Consider the following 18,236-nt stretch of genomic DNA (forward strand, 5'->3'; position numbering starts at 1 on the left):
GTCGGCCCACCGTAACGGTTCACGCCGCGGCTCGCGGGTGGTTTCGACACTCTCGGCCGAATGGCGGTCACCACCGCCGGGGCGGCGGCGCACCTGGCGGCGGGTGGCCGTGTCCGGCCGGCGGCCAGTGACCCCAGTGCTGCCCCTGCGGCGGGTGGCCCCATGACTGCCCGCCGGAAGGGAAGCCGCCTGGGGGCGGGCCCGCGGGCGGGCGCCGGCGAGCCGCACACCACCGGACGGTGGCCGGCGACGCGGCCGCCACCACCATCGCCACGGCGAGTGCCGCCACGATCGCCAGCAGCGTGCCGAAGACCCAGGCCTCCGGGCGCTCGAAGTACTCGGCCAGTTCCGCTCCGGGCAGCGACAGGGGGAAGATCCCGGGACCGTCCGCCAGCAGCACGACGATCCCCACCAGGTTCAGCACCGTGACCACCGCACCACTCGCGACGACCACCCACCGGGCACCCGCCCTCCCCGCCAGCAGCGCGGCACCTCCCCCGACCAGGGCAGCGGCGACGAGGGCGTACCCGCAGCCGAGGAGGATCGGGTACGCGTGCGGCCGCGCGTCGCCGAGGATCCAGTCCGCGGCGTCGGATCCGAGCAGGTCGGCGCCACGCAGAGTGAGCAGGGCACCGACGGCGAGCGCGAGCGCGCCGGCGGTGGTCGCGACGCCGGCGCCCGGTGGCCGGCCGCGGTACGCCGGCCATCCGGCCGGCGGAGGGGGATGGTTCATCCGCGCTCCCGTGCTCCTCGCCTGGTCGTTCCGACGGCGGTGCCCCCGGCCGATGTCGACCGGGGGCACCGCAGGAAAGCTCAGGACGTCACCACTGCTGCGGAGGCTGCTGGCCGTACCCGCCCTGCTGGCCGGGCTGACCGGGCTGACCGGGCTGGCCGGGCTGACCGGGTTGGCCGGGTTGGCCGTAGCCGCCGGGCTGCCCCGGCTGCGGGAAGCCGCCGCTCTGCGGGTTGTGCCCACCCGGCTGCCCGAAGCCACCCGGCTGCTGGCCGTATCCGCCGGGCTGCCCCGGCTGCGGGAAGCCGCCGCTCTGCGGGTTGTGCCCGCCGGGCTGGCCGTAACCGGGCGGCGGGAAGCCACCGGGCGGCGGGCCCTGCGGCGGGCCGCCGTACGGGCCGGGCTGACCGAAGCCACCACCGGGCGGCGGGCCGAACCCGCCGGGACCGCCGTAGCCGCCACCCGCGGCGCCGCCGCCGGCCAGCCCGAGGACCCGGGCGGTGGCCGGGATCAGCGCGACGGCACCGATGCCGAGCACCAGCACACCCATGATCAGGTACAGCACCGGCGTGCCGACCGCGGGCATGCCGGGGATCTCCCGGTCGGGCGTGGTGCCGATGAGCAGCAGGATGCCGAACACCGCCAGCAGCGCCCCGCCGGCCGTGGTGACGATCGGCGCGATCTTCTTGAGCGGGTCGCGGCCCAGCACGGCGAGTACGAGCAGCACGCCACCGGCCAGTGCCACCACGGACGCGATCAGGATGAGCACGACGTACAGGGTGAGGGTGCCGACCGAGGCGATGCCGATGCTGTCCAGCGCCTGGTCGATCTGGTCGTCGGACATCCCACCGGGCACGCTGCCCTGGATGCTGCTCCTGATGCTGGTGATGTCGCTGAGGTCGACGAAGGCGAAGATCAGCGAGATCAGGCCGAGCAACGCCGCCGCACCGCCGGCGATCAGGCCGAAGAGCTGGTTGCCGCCGCGACCGGGGCCGGCCGGCGCACCGAACGGCGGCGGGCCGCCGAACCCGCCGGGCTGACCCGGGGGCGGACCCTGCGGCGGCTGCTGGCCGAAGCCCGGCTGTCCGAACCCGCCGGGCTGGCCCGGCTGCCCCGGACCCTGCTGGCCGAACTGGCCGTGCTGACCGAACTGGCCGGGCGGCTGCTGACCGAACCCGCCCTGCTGCTGGCCGAAGCCCTGCGGGTTCATCGCCGCCGGGTTGTCCGCCGCGCTCGGCGGGGGCGCGTACGGGATGGCCGGCGGCTGCTGGTCCGGCGGCACGAGCTGGGTGGAGTCGGAGTTCTCGCCCTGCCCGCCCTGACCACCGCCCGCGTCGGACTGCTGCCCAGTGGACGACCCGGACTCGCCGGGCCGCGCCGGCTGCACGACCTGCGTCGGTTCCGGGCTGTCGCCGAACTGCCCGCCCTGCGATTGCGACTGGCCGGGCTGGACGACCTGCGTCGGCTCCGCGGAGCCGAACGGGCTGTCTTGCTGGGGTTGTTGTGGGCCGGACTGGCCCTGTGGCGGCTGCTGACCACCACCCCAAGGCTGGTTGGGTGGCTGCGGAGCACTCATGTGGGTGTTGAACCCCCTTGACGAGGACCTGGTGGAATAGCTCGCGCACACGCTATCGGATGCCCAGGTCGGGCGCTCGTAACGCCCCGAAGTGGCATCCCGATGTCGCACGGTTGGCGCGCGCCCGTTGCCGACCCGCCCGGCTCGGCCACCACCACGGGCGGACTCAGCGGCCCGGCTCGACGGACCGGCTCAGTGGCCCGGCTCGACGGCCCGGCTCAGCGGCCGGCGAGGAAGGCGAGCAGATCCTGCCGGGTCACCACGCCGGCCGGCTTGCCGTCCACCAGCACCAGTGCGCCGTCGGCGTTGGTCAGCGCCTTCATCGCCGAGCTCACCTGCTCTCCCGCGCCGATGGTGGGCAGCGGCGGGGACATGTGCGTCTCCAGCCGGTCGGCGAGCGCGGCCTTGCCGGTGAACAGCGCCTCCAGCAGGTCGCGCTCGTTGACCGCGCCCACCACCTCGGCCGCCATCACCGGCGGCTCGGCGCTGACCACAGGCATCTGGCTGACCCCGAACTCGCGCAGGATCGCCACGGCCTCGGCGACCGTCTCGTTCGGATGGGTGTGCACGAGGTCGGGCAGCGAGCCGTCCTTGCGGCGCAGCACGTCACCGATGGTGGCGCCGGAGGAGTCCGGCGGCAGGAAGCCGTAGGAGGACATCCAGCGGTCGTTGAACACCTTGGTCAGGTAGCCGCGGCCACCGTCGGGCAGCAGCACGACGATCACCGCGTCGGTGCGGCCCTCCCCCGCCAGCCGCTCGGCCAGCCGCTGCGCGGCGGCCACCGCCATCCCGCACGAGCCGCCGACCAGCAGCCCCTCCTCGCGCGCCAGCCGTCGGGTGACGTCGAAGGAGTCGGCATCGGAGATGGCGATGATCTCGTCGGCGATGTCCCGGTCATAGGTGTCCGGCCAGAAGTCCTCACCGACGCCCTCGACCAGGTAGGGCCGCCCGGTCCCGCCGGAGTACACCGAGCCCTCGGGGTCGGCGCCGACGATCCGGACCTGCCCCTCGGACACCTCCTTGAGGTAGCGGCCGGTTCCGGTGATGGTGCCGCCGGTGCCGACGCCGGTGACGAAGTGGGTGATCCTCCCGTCGGTCTGCCGCCAGACCTCGGGGCCGGTGGAGTGGTAATGGCTCGCCGGGTTCTCCGGGTTGGCGTACTGGTTCGGCTTCCAGGCGCCCTCGATCTCGCCGACCAGGCGGTCGGAGACGTTGTAGTAGGACTCGGGGTGCTCCGGCGGCACCGCGGTCGGGCACACCACGACCTCGGCGCCGTAGGCCTTGAGCACGTTGCGCTTGTCCTCGCTGACCTTGTCCGGGCAGACGAACACGCAGCGGTAGCCCTTGCGCTGGGCCACCATCGCCAGCCCGACACCCGTGTTGCCGGAGGTCGGCTCCACGATCGTGCCGCCGGGGCGGAGCTCGCCGGAGCGCTCGGCGGCCTCGACCATCCGCAGCGCGATGCGGTCCTTCACGCTGCCGCCCGGGTTGAGGTACTCCACCTTGGCCAGCACCAGCGGGCCGTCCGCGAGGTGTGCGGTGAGCGCGTTCAGCTTGACCAGCGGGGTGTCGCCCACGAGGTCGACGATGTGTTCGGCGTAGTCCACCCGCCCAGCGTAGCTTCGAGAACGGACGGCGGCGTGCGGCGCCTCGGTGGGGTGGTGGCCGGGCGACGGGTGGATCCCCGTGGTCCTGGTCGCGTTCCGGTTTGCCCCGACCACGCGAGGCGGCACGATGGACATCACGAGAGCGCAGTGCCGACCCGAAGCCGACCCGAAGCCGACCCGAAGGAGCGTCCGCCATGCCCGAAGCCGTCATCGTGTCCGCCGCCCGCTCACCCATCGGACGCGCCGGCAAGGGGTCGCTGGTGGACCTGCGGCCCGACGACCTGACCGCGCAGATGGTGCGCGCCGCGCTGGACAGGGTGCCGCAGCTCGACCCGACCGACATCGACGACCTGATGCTCGGCTGCGGACTACCCGGAGGGGAGTCCGGGTTCAACATGGCCAGGGTGGTCGCCGTGCTGCTCGGTTACGACCACCTGCCCGGCTGCACGGTCACCCGGTACTGCTCGTCGAGCTTGCAGACCACCCGGATGGCCATGCACGCCATCAAGGCCGGCGAGGGTGACGTGTTCGTCTCCGCCGGGGTGGAGACGGTGTCCCGGTTCGCCAAGGGCAGCGCCGACTCCTGGCCGGACACGCACAACCCGCTGTTCGCCGACGCCGAGGCCCGCACCGCGACGGTGGCCGAGCAGGGCGCGGACTCCTGGACCGACCCGAGGGAGCGCGACGAGCTGCCGGACGTCTACATCGCCATGGGCCAGACCGCGGAGAACCTCGCCCGGTTGAAGAACGTGTCGCGCGAGGAGATGGACGAGTTCGGCGTGCGCTCGCAGAACCTCGCCGAGAAGGCCATCGCCGACGGCTTCTGGGCCAAGGACATCACCCCGGTGACGCTGCCCGACGGCACCAGGGTCACCAAGGACGACGGCCCGCGCCCCGGGGTCACCATGGAGGGTGTCGCCGGGCTCAAGCCGGTGTTCCGCCCGGACGGCAGGGTGACCGCCGGCAACTGCTGCCCGCTCAACGACGGCGCGGCCGCGCTGGTGATCATGTCCGACACCAGGGCGAAGGAGCTGGGCATCACTCCGCTGGCGCGGATCGTGTCCACCGGGGTGTCCGCGCTGTCGCCGGAGATCATGGGCTACGGCCCGGTGGAGGCGTCCCAGCGGGCGCTGCGCCGCGCCGGGATGTCGATCGACGACATCGAACTGGTGGAGATCAACGAGGCGTTCGCCGCGCAGGTGATCCCGTCCTACCGCGACCTCGGCATCGACCTCGACCGGCTGAACGTCAACGGCGGCGCGATCGCCGTGGGTCACCCGTTCGGCATGACCGGCGCCCGGATCACCTCGACGCTGATCAACTCGCTGCGACACCACGACAAGCAGTTCGGGCTGGAGACGATGTGCGTCGGCGGCGGGCAGGGCATGGCCATGGTCCTCGAGCGCCTCAGCTGACCACCGCTTCGACCAAAGCCATCAAGGCCACCTGCATGGCAATGAACGCGATGAAGGTGGCCTTCATGGCGTTCAGCGCCGGAAAACGCGCGCGTTCGGCGGGTGTCGGCGGGGCGCGGAGGGCTCTACATTGGGCGCATGAGGTTGCTCGCCGGGTTGTGCACCCTCGCCGGGGCCGTGTTCGCGGTGCTCGGGATGCTCCGCCCGTGGACCGACGGCCAGGACGCGTCGGAGCTGGCCATCGCCGGCCTGTTCGGTGGCGAGGCCGGCTCCGCCGGGTACTTCGACTCGGTCGCGTTCCTGCTGCTGCTCGCGGTGGTCGCCGCCGTCGCGGGCCTGCTCGCCCGCTCCAGGACGGTGCTCGGTCTCGGCCTGCTGCTGTGCCTGGTGCCGACCGTGATGTGGGCGGTCACCCGGCTGGAGGGGCTCGCCCTGCCCGGGCTGGCCTCGGGCTACACCAGCACCGTCGTGGCCACCGGCGCGTTCCTGCTGGCGACGCTGCTGCTTCCGCGTCGCTGACGGCACGAGACTGACGGCACGAGAAGGGGGCGCGCCGGCCGGGCGCGCCCCCTTTCGGTGTCGACCCGCTACTCGCCCTGGAAGTACGAGAGCAGGCGCAGGATCTCCAGGTACAGCCACACCAGGGTGACCATCAGACCGAACGCGACGAACCAGGCGAACTTGGCCGGCACGCCCTCGCGGATCGCCCGGTCGGCCATGTCGAAGTCCAGCAGGAAGCTGAACGCCGCGATGCCGATCACCACGAGGCTGAAGATGATCGCCATGGTGCTGCCGTCGCGCAGCCCCATGTTCACGCCGAACAGGCCGAGCACCAGGTTGGCGAGCATCAGGATCAGCGCGCCGCCCATCGCGCCGATGATCCACTTGGTGAGCTTCGGGGTGACCTTCACCGCGCCGGTCTTGTAGACCACCAGCATCACGGCGAACACGCCGGCGGTGCCCAGGATCGCCTGCAGCCCGATGCCCTCGGCCCCCGGGATCATCTCCACGAGGCCGGTGATCGCGCCGAGGAACACACCCTCGACGGCCGCGTAGGCCAGCGTCAGCGCGGCGCTCGCCTTCTGCTTGAAGGTGATGAACAGCGCCAGGCCGAGACCGACCAGCATCGGGACGATGATCGCCACCATGACCGAGGTCGCGGCGCCGGCGACGATCTGGCCCTGCGCCCAGATGGCGGTGATGACGCCGGTGAGCAGCGCCACACCGAGGCTGGCACCGGTCTTGATGACGACGTCGTCGACCGTCATGGGGCGGTCGGCGGCACCGGCAGGGGCCTGTGGTGCGCCGTAGCCCGGCACACCGCCCTGCGGCTGGTTGAAGCCCGCGTACTGTCCGTACGCCGCACCGGCCGTGGGCAGGTTGCGGAAAGCGGGGTTGCTTGAGGTACGCACCTGATCCTCCTGGATCTCCTGCACTTGCACTCGGGTTAACGACCGCCCGTGCCGGCCGGTTCCCGTCGGTAAAGGCGACTTTACTCACGTCGTCCGGCGCCGGCCCAGGGCCCGGTCGGCGCGTCGCCCGCACCGCTCGCCGGACGTCAATCCCTTGGCCTATTGCCCGCGCGGCCGCCCACCCGCCATTCTCACGTCGCGTGTCCGAACGGTCACGAGGTCGAGTCGGGGAAGTGATCGATCAAGTGTTGGTGACCTGGGAAACCCTCCCGGGCCACGAGCCGTGAGCGAGGTCATCCTGGCGCGGGACGGCCGCGAGAGGCGGTCACCCGGGCCCCGTGCGCGAAGGAGACGACACACGATGGGGCACGGTACTCACCCGGGTAGCGCAATCGGCGGCCGGTCCCGGCTGCTGAGCGTGCTCACCGTCACCGTCCTCGGCGCACTCGGCGTGGTCGCCCCGGCCCAGCCGGTCGCCGCCGAGCCGCCACCACCCGGTGTCGAGGAGGGCGTCGGCCACGAGGTGCCCGGGCAGACCTACCGGGATCGGAGCGGGAGCACCGACTGGCTGGGCACCTACGTGGTGCGCGACGAGCACGTGTTCTGCGTGCAGTTCGCGTTCAAGGCGCCGAAGACCGGCGAGGAGTACGAGCCGGGCGACGAGCTGCTCACCAAGTGGGGAGACCCGCTGGCCCCGGACGTCGCGGCGAACATCTCCTACCTGCTGCTGCGCCACGGCGACACCCGCGACGCCGACGAGGCCGCCGCGCTGGCGCACCTGCTGCACTCCTGGACCGCCGCGCCGAGGGACGGCCACGACGACCTGAACCCGACGAAGGGTTTCGAGGAGATCGGGTACGACGTCGAGCTGCACCTCTCCGGCCTGCCCGAGGGCGCCAAGGACGCGGTGGAGCGGCTGCGCGCCGACGCCGAGACCAACCGTGGCCCGTGGACGGCCAGCGTGACCCCACCGAAGGGCGAGCAGACCATCGGCACCGCGGGCGAGTGGACGATCTCGGTGCGCAACGCTCGGGACGCGGGGGTGCCGGACGTGCCGATCACCCTGACCCTCACCGACGCGGTCCTCGACGGCGACGAGCCGGCCGACCCGGTGGAGCGGGCGAACACCGAGGCCAGCGGGTCCACCGAGGACAGCGCGGACCGGTTCGGTACCGGGGTCGCCGAGGGCGCCGAGGACACCGAGCCGGCCGCCGAGCCCGTCACGGTGACCACCGGAAAGGACGGCACGGCGACCGTGCGGGTCGTCCCGACCGGGCAGCAACCGAAGGTCGTGGCCACGCTGTCCGCTCCGGCCGACCGGCCCTACGTGCGGCACCCCGTGCGGAACGAGAAGACCCAGCGCGTGGTGTCCACCGGCGGCGAGCGCGAGCTGACCGCGGAGGGCGTGACCAAGGCCCGCACCCAGCCCGGGGTCGTGCGGGTGGCCAAGGTGGACAGCCGGACCGGCGACGGCATCGCCGGGGTGGCGCTGCGGCTGACCGGCGAGGACCGGACCTCCCCCGCGCTCGGCCAGGACGACCAGCCACTGCTCGGCGCGGACGGTGAGCCGACCGTGGTCATCACCGAGGGCGCCGACGGCACGGTCACCGTCGAGAACCTGCGCACGCCGCAGGAGGTCTGCGTCGTCGAGGTGAGCCCGCCGAGCGGCTACGACCAGGCGTTCGACCCGGCCGACCCACCGGCGGCGTGCGGCAGGCTGGAAGCCGGCGACACGCTCGTGCTCGAGGTGGCCAACGCGCCCAACGACGTACCACGCACGATCCCGGCGGGCACCGCGAAGACCATGGCGCAGAGCGCCACCCGGTCCGCGCCGTCCGGCGCCGCGCTCGCCGCGCTGGGCGGGCTGGCGCTGCTCGGGTCGATGCTGGTGGGGTGGGTCGCCCGGCGGCGGTTCACCGGGCGCTGATCCGGTGCGCGACGAGCCCATGACCGGACCCGTGCCCAATGCCCCGCCCCCGGCGGACCGGCCGCGGCTGGTCACCGCCTTCCTGGCGGGGGTGGCGAGCCTGCTCGCCGTCGAGCTCCTGGTGGCCGGCGCGCTGCTGGTGCCGCCGGCGAACACCGTCGCCGGCACCGCCCGCCCCGCTCCGCCACCACCCGCGCCGGCCGCCGCCGTCTCCCCCGCCCCGCCGGCGACCGGGGCCCCGGCCGAGCCCGCACCGCCGGAACCGGAGCCGGAACCGGAACCGGAGCCCGCACCGGCCGCCGCGGAGAGCGGCCAGCGGCCCGGCACCCTCCGGCTGCCCGGCGGCGGCACCGCCACCCTGGTGCGCAAGGAGGTGGTCGGGCCGAACGCGGTGCTGCCGGTGCCGGAGAACCTCGGCGAGGCCACGTGGTGGGGCGCGGGCCTCGGCGCGCCCAGCGGTGCCAGCGTGTTCGCCGGGCACGTCAACTGGCGCGGCCGGGTGGGACCGTTCGCCGAGCTGTGGCACGCCGAGGTCGGCGCGCGGGTGACCGTGGTCGACGCGGACGGGAAGGCCTGGACCTACCGGATCAGCCAGGTGCTCACCCTGCACAAGGACGAGCTGCCGAACCGGGCGGGCGAGCTGTTCGCGCAGAGCGGCCCGCACCGGATCGTGCTGGTCACCTGCGGCGGCCGCTGGCTCGGCGGGAACACCGGCTACGCCGACAACCGCGTCGTGATCGCCGAACCGGCGTGACGGCACCACGAGATCCACGTCCGGAACGACGAGAGCTACGTTCCAGACCGCGAGAGCGACGTTCGCTCTGGAATGGACTGCGGGCACAATGCCCCCGTACGCGGTGCGGATCGGCGGCGAGGAGGTAGGGGCATGCCCAACTATCTGGTGACCGGCGCCACCGGACTGATCGGCCGGCACTTCACCAGCCTGCTGCTGGACAGGGACGACACCGAACGGGTCACCCTGCTGGTCCGCGAGTCGTCCCGGGAACGGCTGGCCGACCTGGTCGCCGGCTGGCCGCACCCGGAGCGGGTCACCCTGGTCACCGGCGACCTCGGCGAGCCCCTGCTCGGCGTGAGCGAGGTCACCCGGGAGCGGCTCCGCGGCACGGTCGACCACGTGGTGCACCTGGCCGCGCTGTACGACCTCACCGCCGACGACGAGGCCAGCGTGAAGGCCAACGTCGAGGGCACCCGCCAGGTCGTCGCGCTCGCCGCCGACCTGGGCGCCCGTTGCCTGCACCACGTGTCGTCGGTGGCCGTCGCCGGTGACTACGCCGGCGTGTTCACCGAGGACATGTTCGACGCCGGGCAGCGGCTGGTCACGCCCTATCACCGGACCAAGTTCGAGGCCGAGCGGCTGGTCCGCGAGCAGCACGACGTGCCGTGGCGGGTGTACCGGCCCGCGGTGGTCGTCGGGCACTCGACGACCGGCGAGATGGGCAAGATCGACGGCCCGTACTACCTGTTCAGCGCCATCAGCCGGCTGGCGGCCCTGCCCAGCCTGCCGATGGTCGCGCCGGACATTGGCGACACCAACATCGTCCCGGTCGACTACGTGGCCGCGGCGCTGCGGGAGCTGGTCAGCAGGGAGGGCCTCGACGGGCGCACGTTCCACCTGGTCAACCCGGAGCCGCAACCGGTGGCGGCGGTCTACAACGCGTTCGCCCGTGCCGCCGGGGCGCCGACCATCGCCGTCGAGCTGGACGAGCGGCTCTCCGCCGGCATCGTCGGCCTGGCCAGGCTCAGCGACCACGTCCCCGGCGTCACCATCGCCCGCGACGCCGTGCTGGAGCGGCTCGGCATCCCGCCGGTGCTGCTCGAGACGTTGACGTTCCCCTCGGTGTTCTCCTCCGCGGCGACCCGCGGGGAGCTGACCGGCACCGGCGTCGACGTGCCCCGGCTGGAGGACTACGCGCCGGTGCTGTGGCGGTACTGGCGCGAGCACCTCGACCCGTTCCGTGCCCGCCGGCACGGCCCGCGCGGCGAGCTGGACGGGCGCACGGTGGTGATCACCGGCGCCTCGTCGGGCATCGGGAGGGCCACCGCGCTCGAGGTGGCCGCCAAGGGCGGGATTCCGCTGCTGGTGGCCCGGCGCGAGCACGAGCTGGAGGAGGTCCGCGACGCGATCGTCGCCGCCGGCGGGCAGGCGTCGGTGTACCCGGCCGACCTCACCGACGAGGAGTCCGTCCGCAAGATCGTCGCGGCGATGCTGGCCGACCACGGGCGGGTGGACATGCTGGTCAACAACGCCGGCCGGTCCATCCGCCGATCGATCAGGCTGTCCTACGACCGCTTCCACGACTACGAGCGGGCGATGGCGATCAACTACTTCGGTGCGGTGCGACTGATCCTCGCGCTGCTGCCGCACATGTCCGCACGCAAGTTCGGGCACATCGTCAACGTCTCGTCGATCGGGGTGCAGGGCATCGCGCCGCGCTTCTCCGCCTACGTGGCGTCCAAGGCGGCACTGGACTACTTCGCCAAGATCGCGGCGACCGAGACGCACGGCGACGGGATCACCTTCACGACCATCCACATGCCACTGGTGCGCACGCCGATGATCCGGCCGACGAGAATCTACGACGCGTTCCCGACGAAGTCGCCGGAACAGGCGGCGGACATGGTGATCAGGGCGCTCGAGGAGCGGCCGAAGCACATCGGAACCCCGACAGGGCGGATGATCCAGCTCGCCTACGCGCTCACCCCCGGGCTCACCGATGCCGTTGCCTACCAAGGGTTCCGAGTGTTCCCGGACTCCACGGCCGCCGGCGGGACCGGTGAACTGCGGGTCGGCCGCGGGGAGCGGCATCTGTCCAAGGCGGCCATGGCGCTGGCGAAGCTGGTCCGCGGGTTCCACTGGTGACTCGCGCACCGGGGACGCTGCGTAGCGGGGGTGCGGCCAATCGGGCAGGATTTCCTTTGTGGGCGGGAATACCGCTCTCCTTGACGGCGATCGCACGGGGTGCCCGGGTACGGTCGTGACATGGCGGCTGAGCGAGACAACGGGCTGGTCCCCCTGCGCCGGGACTTCGACCAGGTGTGGCACGGTTTCGACCGCAACCAGGTGCGGCAGTACGTCGAGCACGTCGAGCACCACCTGCGACGGCTGATCTCCGACCGGGACGCGTCGATGGCGCAGGCCAACACGCTGTCCCGGGAGCTGGAGAACGCGCGGCGGGAGATGGCGAAGCTGCGCGAGCGGGTCGAGGAGCTGAAGAAGCCACCGGAGCGGCCGGAGGACCTCGACGAGCGGCTGCAGCGCACGGTCGAGCTCGCCAACGCCAGGGCCGAGGAGATCGTCAGCAGTGCCCAGGTGGCCGCCGAGGAGCACTGGGCACGGACCACCAAGGCGGCCGACACCCTGCGGGAGCGCTACACGAAGCTGCTCCGCCAGGTCGAGGCGCAGGCCGAGGCCATGGAGAAGGAACACCAGGAGGCGCTGGAGGCCACCAAGGCCGAGGTGAAGCAGCTCACCACCGAGGCGGCGCGGCGGCGGGCGGCGCTGGACGCCGAGGCGGAGGGCAAGCGCCGCCGGATCGAGCGCGACTTCGACGCGAAGATGGCCGCCGAGAAGGCCGCGCTGGACAAGCACGTCGCCGACCAGAAGACGGCCAGCAAGAACCAGGCCGAGAAGCGGATCGCCGAGGCCACCGCGAAGGCCAAGCGCCTGGTGGACGAAGCGACCGCCGAGGCCCGCCGGCTGGTCGACGAGGCGACCGCCGACGCGAAGCGGCGCACCGACGAGGCCAACCGGGTGGTGGACCGGCTGACCAAGATCCGCGACGAGGTCGCCAGCCGGCTGCGCAAGGCCGACGAACTGCTCGACCGCGCCGAGCCCGCGCTGCGGCCCCTCGACGACGAGGCCGCCGAGCTCGCCGCCCCGACACTGCCCCCCACCAGCGGCAACGGCGGCGACCCGGACTCGGAGAAGACCCAACCAGCCATGCCCCGCCCCGCCCACACCTGACCCCGCACCCCGCGCGCGTATCCGCCGTGCACGTCCGCGTGTCCGCCGTCCACGTCCGCGTGTCCGCCGTCCACGTCCGCGTGTTGGCCGTCCACGTCGCCGCGTTGGCCCTCCGCGACGACGCGTTGGCCGCCTGCGCCGGCTCCGCCCGCGGTCTACCGCTGTCCAGGAAGCGCGGACACGCGTACACGAACCGCGGACACGCGTACACGAACCGCGGACACGCGTACGGGGAGCGCGGACACGCGGGTCAGTGGGGGGTGGTGACGGTGCGGGGCCAGGGGTTGGTGGTCTCGAGGTGGGCGGCGAGGCCCAGCAGGACGCTCTCCCCTCCGGGTGCGGCCACCAGCTGCACGCCGATCGGCAGGCCGTTCGGGTGCCGGCCGGCGGGCACCGAGATCGCCGGGAAGCCGGCCAGGTTCCACGGCCCGGTGAAGCCGGCCACCCCGATCGACGGCAGCGCGTTGGCCGGCCAGCTCGACCGGTGCCACGAGCGGGCCCTCGGCGGCAGGGTGGCGAGCGTGGGGGTGACCAACACGTCGTGCCGGGTGAAGAACTCCTCGGCCCGGCGGGTCCACTCCAGCGCGGTCCGCTCCCGCACCAGGCCGAGCCGGCGCACCAGGTCACCGACCCGCACGTGCGCCCGCGTGCGCGGCTGCAGCAGGATCGGGTCGAAGGCCTCCGCCTGCTCGGCGGTCCCGGCGAACCACCGGACGAGCAGCCCGCCGGCCGCGGCGGCCCCGTAACGCGGGGTGTCGCCGGTCACCTCGTGCCCGGCCGCGCCGAGCAGCTCGCCCACCCGGTGCACGGCGTCGCGCAGCGGGCGCGGCACCGGTGCCCTGGTGAGCGGCACCTGGGTGGACACCGCCACCCGCAGCCGGTCCGGCTCGCCGACCTCGGCCAGGTCGGGCCGCTCGGCGAGCACGGAGAGCAGCAGAGCGGCGTCGGCGGCGGTGGTGGCCAGCGCGCCGTGCGTGGACATCCCGTACCAGCCGTCGCCGTTCGGATCGTGCACCACGCCGGCGCCGGGCTTGATCCCGACGAGCCCGCACATCGCGGCGGGCAACCGCACCGAGCCGAGCCCGTCGGTGCCGTGCGCGACCGGCACCATCCCGGCGGCCACGGCCGCGGCGCTGCCGCCGGACGAGCCGCCGGCCGTGTAACCGGGCTCCCAGGGGTTTCGGGCGGCGGCGTCCGGGTCGTCGCTCATCGGCCACACGCACAGCTCCGGCACCCGGGTGATGCCGACCAGCACCGCGCCGGCCGCCCGCAGCCGGCGCACCACGTCGTGGTCGGCGGCGGCCGGCTCGCGCGCGCACGCCCGGGAGCCCCATGCGGCGTACTCGCCGGTGATCTCGGCGACATCCTTGACCGCCACCGGCACCCCGGCCAGCGGCAGCTCGGCGAGGTCCGGGCGGTCGCGCAGCGCGGCGGACTCGTCCAGCGCCTCCCGCTCGCGGACCCGGCGGAACGCGCCCACCACCCCGTCGGCCGCGTGAATGCGGGCCAGTGTCTCCTCGGTCACCCGCACCGGGTCGAGGTCACCCCGGCGCACCGACCTCGCCAACTCCACCGCAGTCATGGTCATGTCTGGACTCTAACGCCGCGGCGTGCTCCTCGTGCGTCTCGAGCAGCCGGCGGGCCAGGGTGAGCCGCGGCCGGTCGATCAGCTCGCCGTCCACCCGCACCCCGCCGCCACCAGCACCGGCACCGGCCGCGGCGTCGAGCACCCGGCGGGCCCAGCGCAGCTCGCGCTCGGTGGGCCGGAAGGCGGCGTTGACCGGGCCGACCTGGCGGGGGTGCGGGCAGAGCTTGCCGCCGAAGCCGAGGTGTCGGGCGCGGCGGGCCGCGGCGCCCGCCGCGGCGGAGTCGTCGAGGTCGAGAGCAACGGTGTTGAGTAGCTCGCTCGCACGCTCGCTCACGCCGTCGACCGGAGGGGCGAGCCCGGCCGCGCGCGAGGCGATGACGAGGCGGGAGCGGGCGTAGAGCAGCTCGCGCTCCTCGGCGTCGGCGGGAAGGATCCCGGCGTCGAGCCCGAAGTCGACGGTGCCGAAGACGAGCCGCCGCGGGCCGGCCTCGGCGAGGGCGTCGACGTCGCGGATCCCGCGGGCGGTCTCGACCATGGCGTGCAGGCTCACGGTGGGCGGCAGGCGGGCGGCGACCGCGCGCAGTTCGGCGGGGTCCTCCGCCTTCGGCAGCACCACGGCGAGCAGCCCGTTCGCGCCGGCGAGCGCGGCGAGGTCGGCGTCTCGTTCCGGGGGCGCGGCGTTGATCCGGACCGCCGCGGGGTGCCGGGCGACCCAGTCGGCGACCACGGCGCGGGCGGCGTCCCTGTTGGCCGGCGCCACCGCGTCCTCAAGGTCGCACAGCACGACGTCGGCACCGCTCGCGGCGGCCTTGGCGAACCGCTCGGGCCGGTCACCGGGCACGACGAGCAGCGAGCGCGCCGAGTCCGCGGGGTTCACGCGAGGGCGGTGCCGTCGGGGGCGTCCATGGGGCGATCCTGACACAGCCACACCCGATCGGGTGACTGCGCTCGCGATGTTCTCGACCGGCTTCCGGCCGGGTCCCCAGCAGCCCCCGACGCGTGACGAACGCGCTCACTTACCGATGTGCAGCGCCTCCCTCACCAAGACCGGGAGGTAGTTCGGTGTGTTCTCCCGTGGTGACGACGTCGATGCACGGGTGGACGTGCCGGTTCTCGGTGGCCTCGCGCAGCAGCGCGTCGGCGAGGTCGGCGCGCGAGGTGAACCGGCCGACCAGCCGGCGCGGCTCCGCCCGGTAGCTGGTGACGGTGTCGCGGTCGAAGAGCCCCGCGGGGCGCACGATCGTCCAGTCCAGGTCACTGCCGCGGACGATGTCCTCCATGCGCGCCATGTCCGCGTAGATGGTGCGTCCCATCGTGAGCAGGATGGGGGCGATCACCCTGCGCCACAGCAACGACTCCTCGGGCGCGCTCTTCCCCTCCACGCCCATCGAGGTCACGCAGACCAGGCGGGAGACGCGGTGGTTCCTCATCGCGGCCACGATGTTGGTGGCACCCCGCGAGTACACCGTCACGGGCTCCTTGGTGTACGGGACGCCGAGTGCCGAGATGACCGGGACCGCCGGGAAGCGTTGACCCTGCGCACGATCCTCACCGCGGCCCGCCGGCTGTTCGCCGAGCACGGCTATGCCAGGACACCCATCCGGCGAAACGCGCAGGAGGCCGGGGTGGCGCCGCTGACGATCTACGCGCACTTCGGGTCGAAGGCGGGCGTGCTGACCGGGCTGGTCGACCTGATGGACGACGAGGCCGGCATCCCGGACCTGATGACCGAGTCCGCGGGGCTGACCGATCCGGTCGCGCTGCTCGGCCTGCTGGCGGCGGTGAGCCGCCAGGTGCGGGAACGCTGCGGCGACATCGTGACCATGCTCAGCGCGGGCGCCGCGGTCGACCCGGCGATCGCGGCCACCCAGGCGGAGGTGGAACGGCGCAACCGGTTCGGCGTCGAGATGGCCATCGGCCGGGCCATGGCCCACGGCGGCAGGGTCGTCCCACGGGCCACCGACATCGCCGTGGCGTTGCTGAGCGTCGGCGTCTGCTTCAGCCTCGTCCGGGACTCCGGCTGGTCCTACGACGACTACGAGATATGGTTGACCGACACCCTCGTCGACACCCTGCTGCGGTGACCGCTCGGCGCGCTCAACCGGACGACTGCCGCGGGCGCCGGCCCTTCCGTTCCAGCTCGGTGGCGAAGGCGTGCCAGGTGAGGCCGCAGCTGCGGGCCACCATGACCACCACGTCCGCGTGGTGCGCCGGAACCGCCTCGCTCAGCCGGCACCACTCCCGTTGCAGCAGCGTGGCGGCCTCGAGCAACCGGAGCAGCAGCCGGCCCGACTCGGAGAACCGCAGCGAGGGGTCCTGACGGAGGTTGCGCAGGGCGGTCGACACCTCCGGTCCAGGGGACGCGGTGGGGGACACCGGGAACAGCGGTGACACCCGCCCCGCGTCCGGCCGGAAGGCACCCGCCCCACCCTCCCATTCGTCCGAAGTAGACTCCGAGTATCGGCGTGGGCTCGCCAGCACCGGGTCTTCGCCGCGTTCCAGCCGGGCCCGGACGTCCCGGACGGTGGCCGGGGAGATGCCGACCGCCCTGGCGATCTCCCGCAGCGAGGCGCCGGGCCGCTCCTCGAGCATCCGAGCCGCGGCGCGCCGGCCCCGCGCCGCGTCCCTCGGGCGGACCCTGCCGTCCCTCCCCCTGCGCGCGCCGTCCGGCGCGGTCCGGTCGCCCACCCGCCGGCGAACCGACCCGACCGTCTTGTGGGCGAGTCCGGTGACCGACGCGATGGCCCGGTCCGACCACTGCGGGTGGCTGGCGAGAATGCGTTCCGCCGCGGCGGTCCGTTCGGCCAGCGTGAGCGGCAGCCCGTGTGCCACGTTCATCCTGACCGAGAGCACGAACGCCTCGCGGTCCGTGCAGTCGACCAGCCGCGCGGCGATCTCCGCCCGCCCGTTCAGCTCCGCCGCCAGCACCCGGTGCCAGCCGTCGATGACCCGCATGTTCCTGCGGTTGACCAGGATGGGTGGCAGGTCGGCAGCGGACTGGGCGAGGAGTTGGGCGTGTGCGAGGTCCGCGCCGAGGGTACGTGGCGAATCGAGGCGCACCAGCGAGGTGATCGGTACCAACTCGACCGGTGCGCCTCTGATCTCTACCGGAACATCCACAGGTCTTGCGTCCATGCCGTGGATTCCCCCATTCATTAAGTTGTCCAGCCGTCGAGGCGGTACCGCCGATTTTCGGCCCGCGCGAACGATTCGGGGGCATTGAGCGGGCGCGACCCGCCGCGGGTGGGACATCCGAGCGAGGCTGAAGGGGAGGAGCCTCGCCACCGCGCCTCGTCATCCACGTGCCCCCAGGACCAGCCGGCCCGGTTCGTAGCTGTGACCCAGATTACTCCGGCAACGATCATACTTACGGCCATCGCGGCAGGTAGTCAAGTATCCGCCAATACCGCAAAGGCGGCTTATTGACTTGCCGGTAGGCAGTCTTGCTCGTTACCCGACGTCGTGGGATCGGTTCCGCACACGACCAAGTGAGGGATCCCACGTGACATTCCCGATACGCCGCGAGACGAGCGGGTTCGCCCTCGGTGTGTACAACTGGAGCAAGTCGCCAGTCGCACACCGGTACTCGATCCAGTGCACAGTGAAACTCAAGTCGGCGTACACCGAGACTCAAGCCGCGTCGTGGACGAGCCGCCACAGCGCGGTCAACGGCGACACCGACGCCGTGTCGTTCGGGGTGTCGGCGGTGACCGGGACGCGCTCGATCCATTCCGCCGTGGTGTCCAGCGACTCACACGGCTCCACGTGCTGACGACTCTGTCGGCAGGGCGAGGCTGACCGCTCGACGGGCTCAAGGGGTCGAGCTCCCACCTGACGTGCTGGAAAATCCTGCGCGACTACCGCCGCGCCGGCCGGCCCTCGCCGAGACCGTCGGCGGAATCGCCACCTGCACAACATCTGCCTCCGCGGCGAACAGCCACAGAAAGCGACACCAACCACGAGATCAATGACGGGACAGCCTTGGTGGGTGTT

The 18,236-nt window shown here is 73.0% G+C and carries 16 protein-coding genes; 7 read left to right on the plus strand and 9 right to left on the minus strand.

Annotation, left to right across the window (positions count from 1 at the left end):
* Positions 1–67: 67 nt before the first annotated feature.
* The 3 genes from BM051_RS06880 to BM051_RS06890 all read right to left on the minus strand — a co-directional run bounded on the left by BM051_RS06880 (position 68) and on the right by BM051_RS06890 (position 3,916).
* Positions 68–733, minus strand: a complete 666-nt coding sequence (locus tag BM051_RS06880) for a hypothetical protein (protein ID WP_092529181.1) — start codon at positions 731–733, stop codon at positions 68–70.
* Positions 734–821: 88 nt separating this feature from the next.
* Positions 822–2,309 (minus strand): ABC transporter permease, encoded by a 1,488-nt coding sequence (locus BM051_RS06885; RefSeq protein ID WP_092529182.1) that lies wholly within the window; start codon positions 2,307–2,309, stop codon positions 822–824.
* Between the two features lie 218 nt (positions 2,310–2,527).
* On the minus strand, positions 2,528–3,916 hold the full coding sequence (locus BM051_RS06890) for a cystathionine beta-synthase (RefSeq protein ID WP_092529183.1): 1,389 nt from the start codon (positions 3,914–3,916) through the stop codon (positions 2,528–2,530).
* 194 nt (positions 3,917–4,110) lie between these two features.
* On the opposite strand from BM051_RS06890, the gene BM051_RS06895 reads away from it, so the two are divergent.
* Both BM051_RS06895 and BM051_RS06900 read left to right on the plus strand, forming a co-directional pair.
* Positions 4,111–5,331 (plus strand): acetyl-CoA C-acetyltransferase, encoded by a 1,221-nt coding sequence (locus BM051_RS06895; RefSeq protein WP_092529184.1) that lies wholly within the window; start codon positions 4,111–4,113, stop codon positions 5,329–5,331.
* 138 nt (positions 5,332–5,469) lie between these two features.
* Complete coding sequence (locus BM051_RS06900; RefSeq protein ID WP_092529185.1) at positions 5,470–5,850, plus strand: hypothetical protein; 381 nt, start codon at positions 5,470–5,472, stop codon at positions 5,848–5,850.
* A 68-nt stretch (positions 5,851–5,918) separates the two neighbouring features.
* Here the strand turns inward: BM051_RS06900 and BM051_RS06905 are convergent, their stop codons facing one another.
* The gene (locus BM051_RS06905) at positions 5,919–6,743 is read right to left on the minus strand and encodes a Bax inhibitor-1/YccA family protein (RefSeq protein WP_092529645.1); all 825 of its coding nucleotides are present in this window, start codon (positions 6,741–6,743) and stop codon (positions 5,919–5,921) included.
* 361 nt (positions 6,744–7,104) lie between these two features.
* On the opposite strand from BM051_RS06905, the gene BM051_RS06910 reads away from it, so the two are divergent.
* The 4 genes from BM051_RS06910 to BM051_RS06925 all read left to right on the plus strand — a co-directional run bounded on the left by BM051_RS06910 (position 7,105) and on the right by BM051_RS06925 (position 12,655).
* Positions 7,105–8,670, plus strand: coding sequence for an MSCRAMM family protein (locus BM051_RS06910; protein WP_092529186.1), 1,566 nt, complete (start codon positions 7,105–7,107; stop codon positions 8,668–8,670).
* Between the two features lie 19 nt (positions 8,671–8,689).
* Positions 8,690–9,424, plus strand: a complete 735-nt coding sequence (locus BM051_RS06915; RefSeq protein ID WP_092529187.1) for a class F sortase — start codon at positions 8,690–8,692, stop codon at positions 9,422–9,424.
* Positions 9,425–9,556: 132 nt separating this feature from the next.
* Positions 9,557–11,551 (plus strand): SDR family oxidoreductase, encoded by a 1,995-nt coding sequence (locus BM051_RS06920; RefSeq protein ID WP_092529188.1) that lies wholly within the window; start codon positions 9,557–9,559, stop codon positions 11,549–11,551.
* A 120-nt stretch (positions 11,552–11,671) separates the two neighbouring features.
* Positions 11,672–12,655 (plus strand): coiled-coil domain-containing protein, encoded by a 984-nt coding sequence (locus BM051_RS06925; protein ID WP_243859201.1) that lies wholly within the window; start codon positions 11,672–11,674, stop codon positions 12,653–12,655.
* A gap of 250 nt (positions 12,656–12,905) precedes the next feature.
* Here BM051_RS06925 and BM051_RS06930 read toward each other — a convergent pair whose 3' ends face one another.
* From BM051_RS06930 to BM051_RS06940, 3 genes are all read right to left on the minus strand, one after another.
* Entirely contained in the window at positions 12,906–14,243 is a 1,338-nt protein-coding gene (locus tag BM051_RS06930) for an amidase family protein (RefSeq protein ID WP_092529189.1), read from the minus strand.
* Positions 14,197–15,120, minus strand: coding sequence for an HpcH/HpaI aldolase/citrate lyase family protein (locus tag BM051_RS06935; RefSeq protein WP_208325824.1), 924 nt, complete (start codon positions 15,118–15,120; stop codon positions 14,197–14,199). Before BM051_RS06935 ends, BM051_RS06930 begins: the two co-directional genes overlap by 47 nt.
* A gap of 139 nt (positions 15,121–15,259) precedes the next feature.
* A complete protein-coding gene (locus tag BM051_RS06940) occupies positions 15,260–15,823 on the minus strand; it encodes an NAD(P)-dependent oxidoreductase (protein ID WP_279587012.1) in 564 nt (187 codons plus the stop codon).
* Between BM051_RS06940 and BM051_RS06945 the strand changes: the two genes are divergently transcribed.
* Complete coding sequence (locus tag BM051_RS06945) at positions 15,773–16,327, plus strand: TetR/AcrR family transcriptional regulator (protein WP_166677542.1); 555 nt, start codon at positions 15,773–15,775, stop codon at positions 16,325–16,327. The two genes, BM051_RS06940 and BM051_RS06945, sit on opposite strands and share 51 nt — an antisense overlap.
* A 13-nt stretch (positions 16,328–16,340) precedes the next feature.
* Here BM051_RS06945 and BM051_RS06950 read toward each other — a convergent pair whose 3' ends face one another.
* On the minus strand, positions 16,341–17,303 hold the full coding sequence (locus BM051_RS06950) for a ParB and winged helix-turn-helix domain-containing protein (RefSeq protein ID WP_208325826.1): 963 nt from the start codon (positions 17,301–17,303) through the stop codon (positions 16,341–16,343).
* A gap of 570 nt (positions 17,304–17,873) precedes the next feature.
* Positions 17,874–18,008 carry a hypothetical protein gene (locus BM051_RS30315; RefSeq protein ID WP_279587013.1) on the minus strand — a complete coding sequence of 45 codons (135 nt, stop codon included), beginning with the start codon at positions 18,006–18,008 and terminating at the stop codon, positions 17,874–17,876.
* Positions 18,009–18,236 lie beyond the last annotated feature (228 nt).

This window comes from Amycolatopsis arida, from assembly GCF_900115565.1.
GTDB classification, from domain to species: domain Bacteria; phylum Actinomycetota; class Actinomycetes; order Mycobacteriales; family Pseudonocardiaceae; genus Yuhushiella; species Yuhushiella arida.

What these genes read in the sequence shown, in the direction of transcription:
- BM051_RS06880 (WP_092529181.1), bottom strand. Translation starts at nt 733, where the DNA reads ATGAACCATCCCCCTCCGCCGGCCGGATGGCCGGCGTACCGCGGCCGG.
- BM051_RS06885 (WP_092529182.1), bottom strand. Translation starts at nt 2,309, where the DNA reads ATGAGTGCTCCGCAGCCACCCAACCAGCCTTGGGGTGGTGGTCAGCAG.
- BM051_RS06895 (WP_092529184.1), top strand. Translation starts at nt 4,111, where the DNA reads ATGCCCGAAGCCGTCATCGTGTCCGCCGCCCGCTCACCCATCGGACGC.
- BM051_RS06900 (WP_092529185.1), top strand. Translation starts at nt 5,470, where the DNA reads ATGAGGTTGCTCGCCGGGTTGTGCACCCTCGCCGGGGCCGTGTTCGCG.
- BM051_RS06910 (WP_092529186.1), top strand. Translation starts at nt 7,105, where the DNA reads ATGGGGCACGGTACTCACCCGGGTAGCGCAATCGGCGGCCGGTCCCGG.
- BM051_RS06915 (WP_092529187.1), top strand. Translation starts at nt 8,690, where the DNA reads ATGACCGGACCCGTGCCCAATGCCCCGCCCCCGGCGGACCGGCCGCGG.
- BM051_RS06920 (WP_092529188.1), top strand. Translation starts at nt 9,557, where the DNA reads ATGCCCAACTATCTGGTGACCGGCGCCACCGGACTGATCGGCCGGCAC.
- BM051_RS06925 (WP_243859201.1), top strand. Translation starts at nt 11,672, where the DNA reads ATGGCGGCTGAGCGAGACAACGGGCTGGTCCCCCTGCGCCGGGACTTC.
- BM051_RS06930 (WP_092529189.1), bottom strand. Translation starts at nt 14,243, where the DNA reads ATGACCATGACTGCGGTGGAGTTGGCGAGGTCGGTGCGCCGGGGTGAC.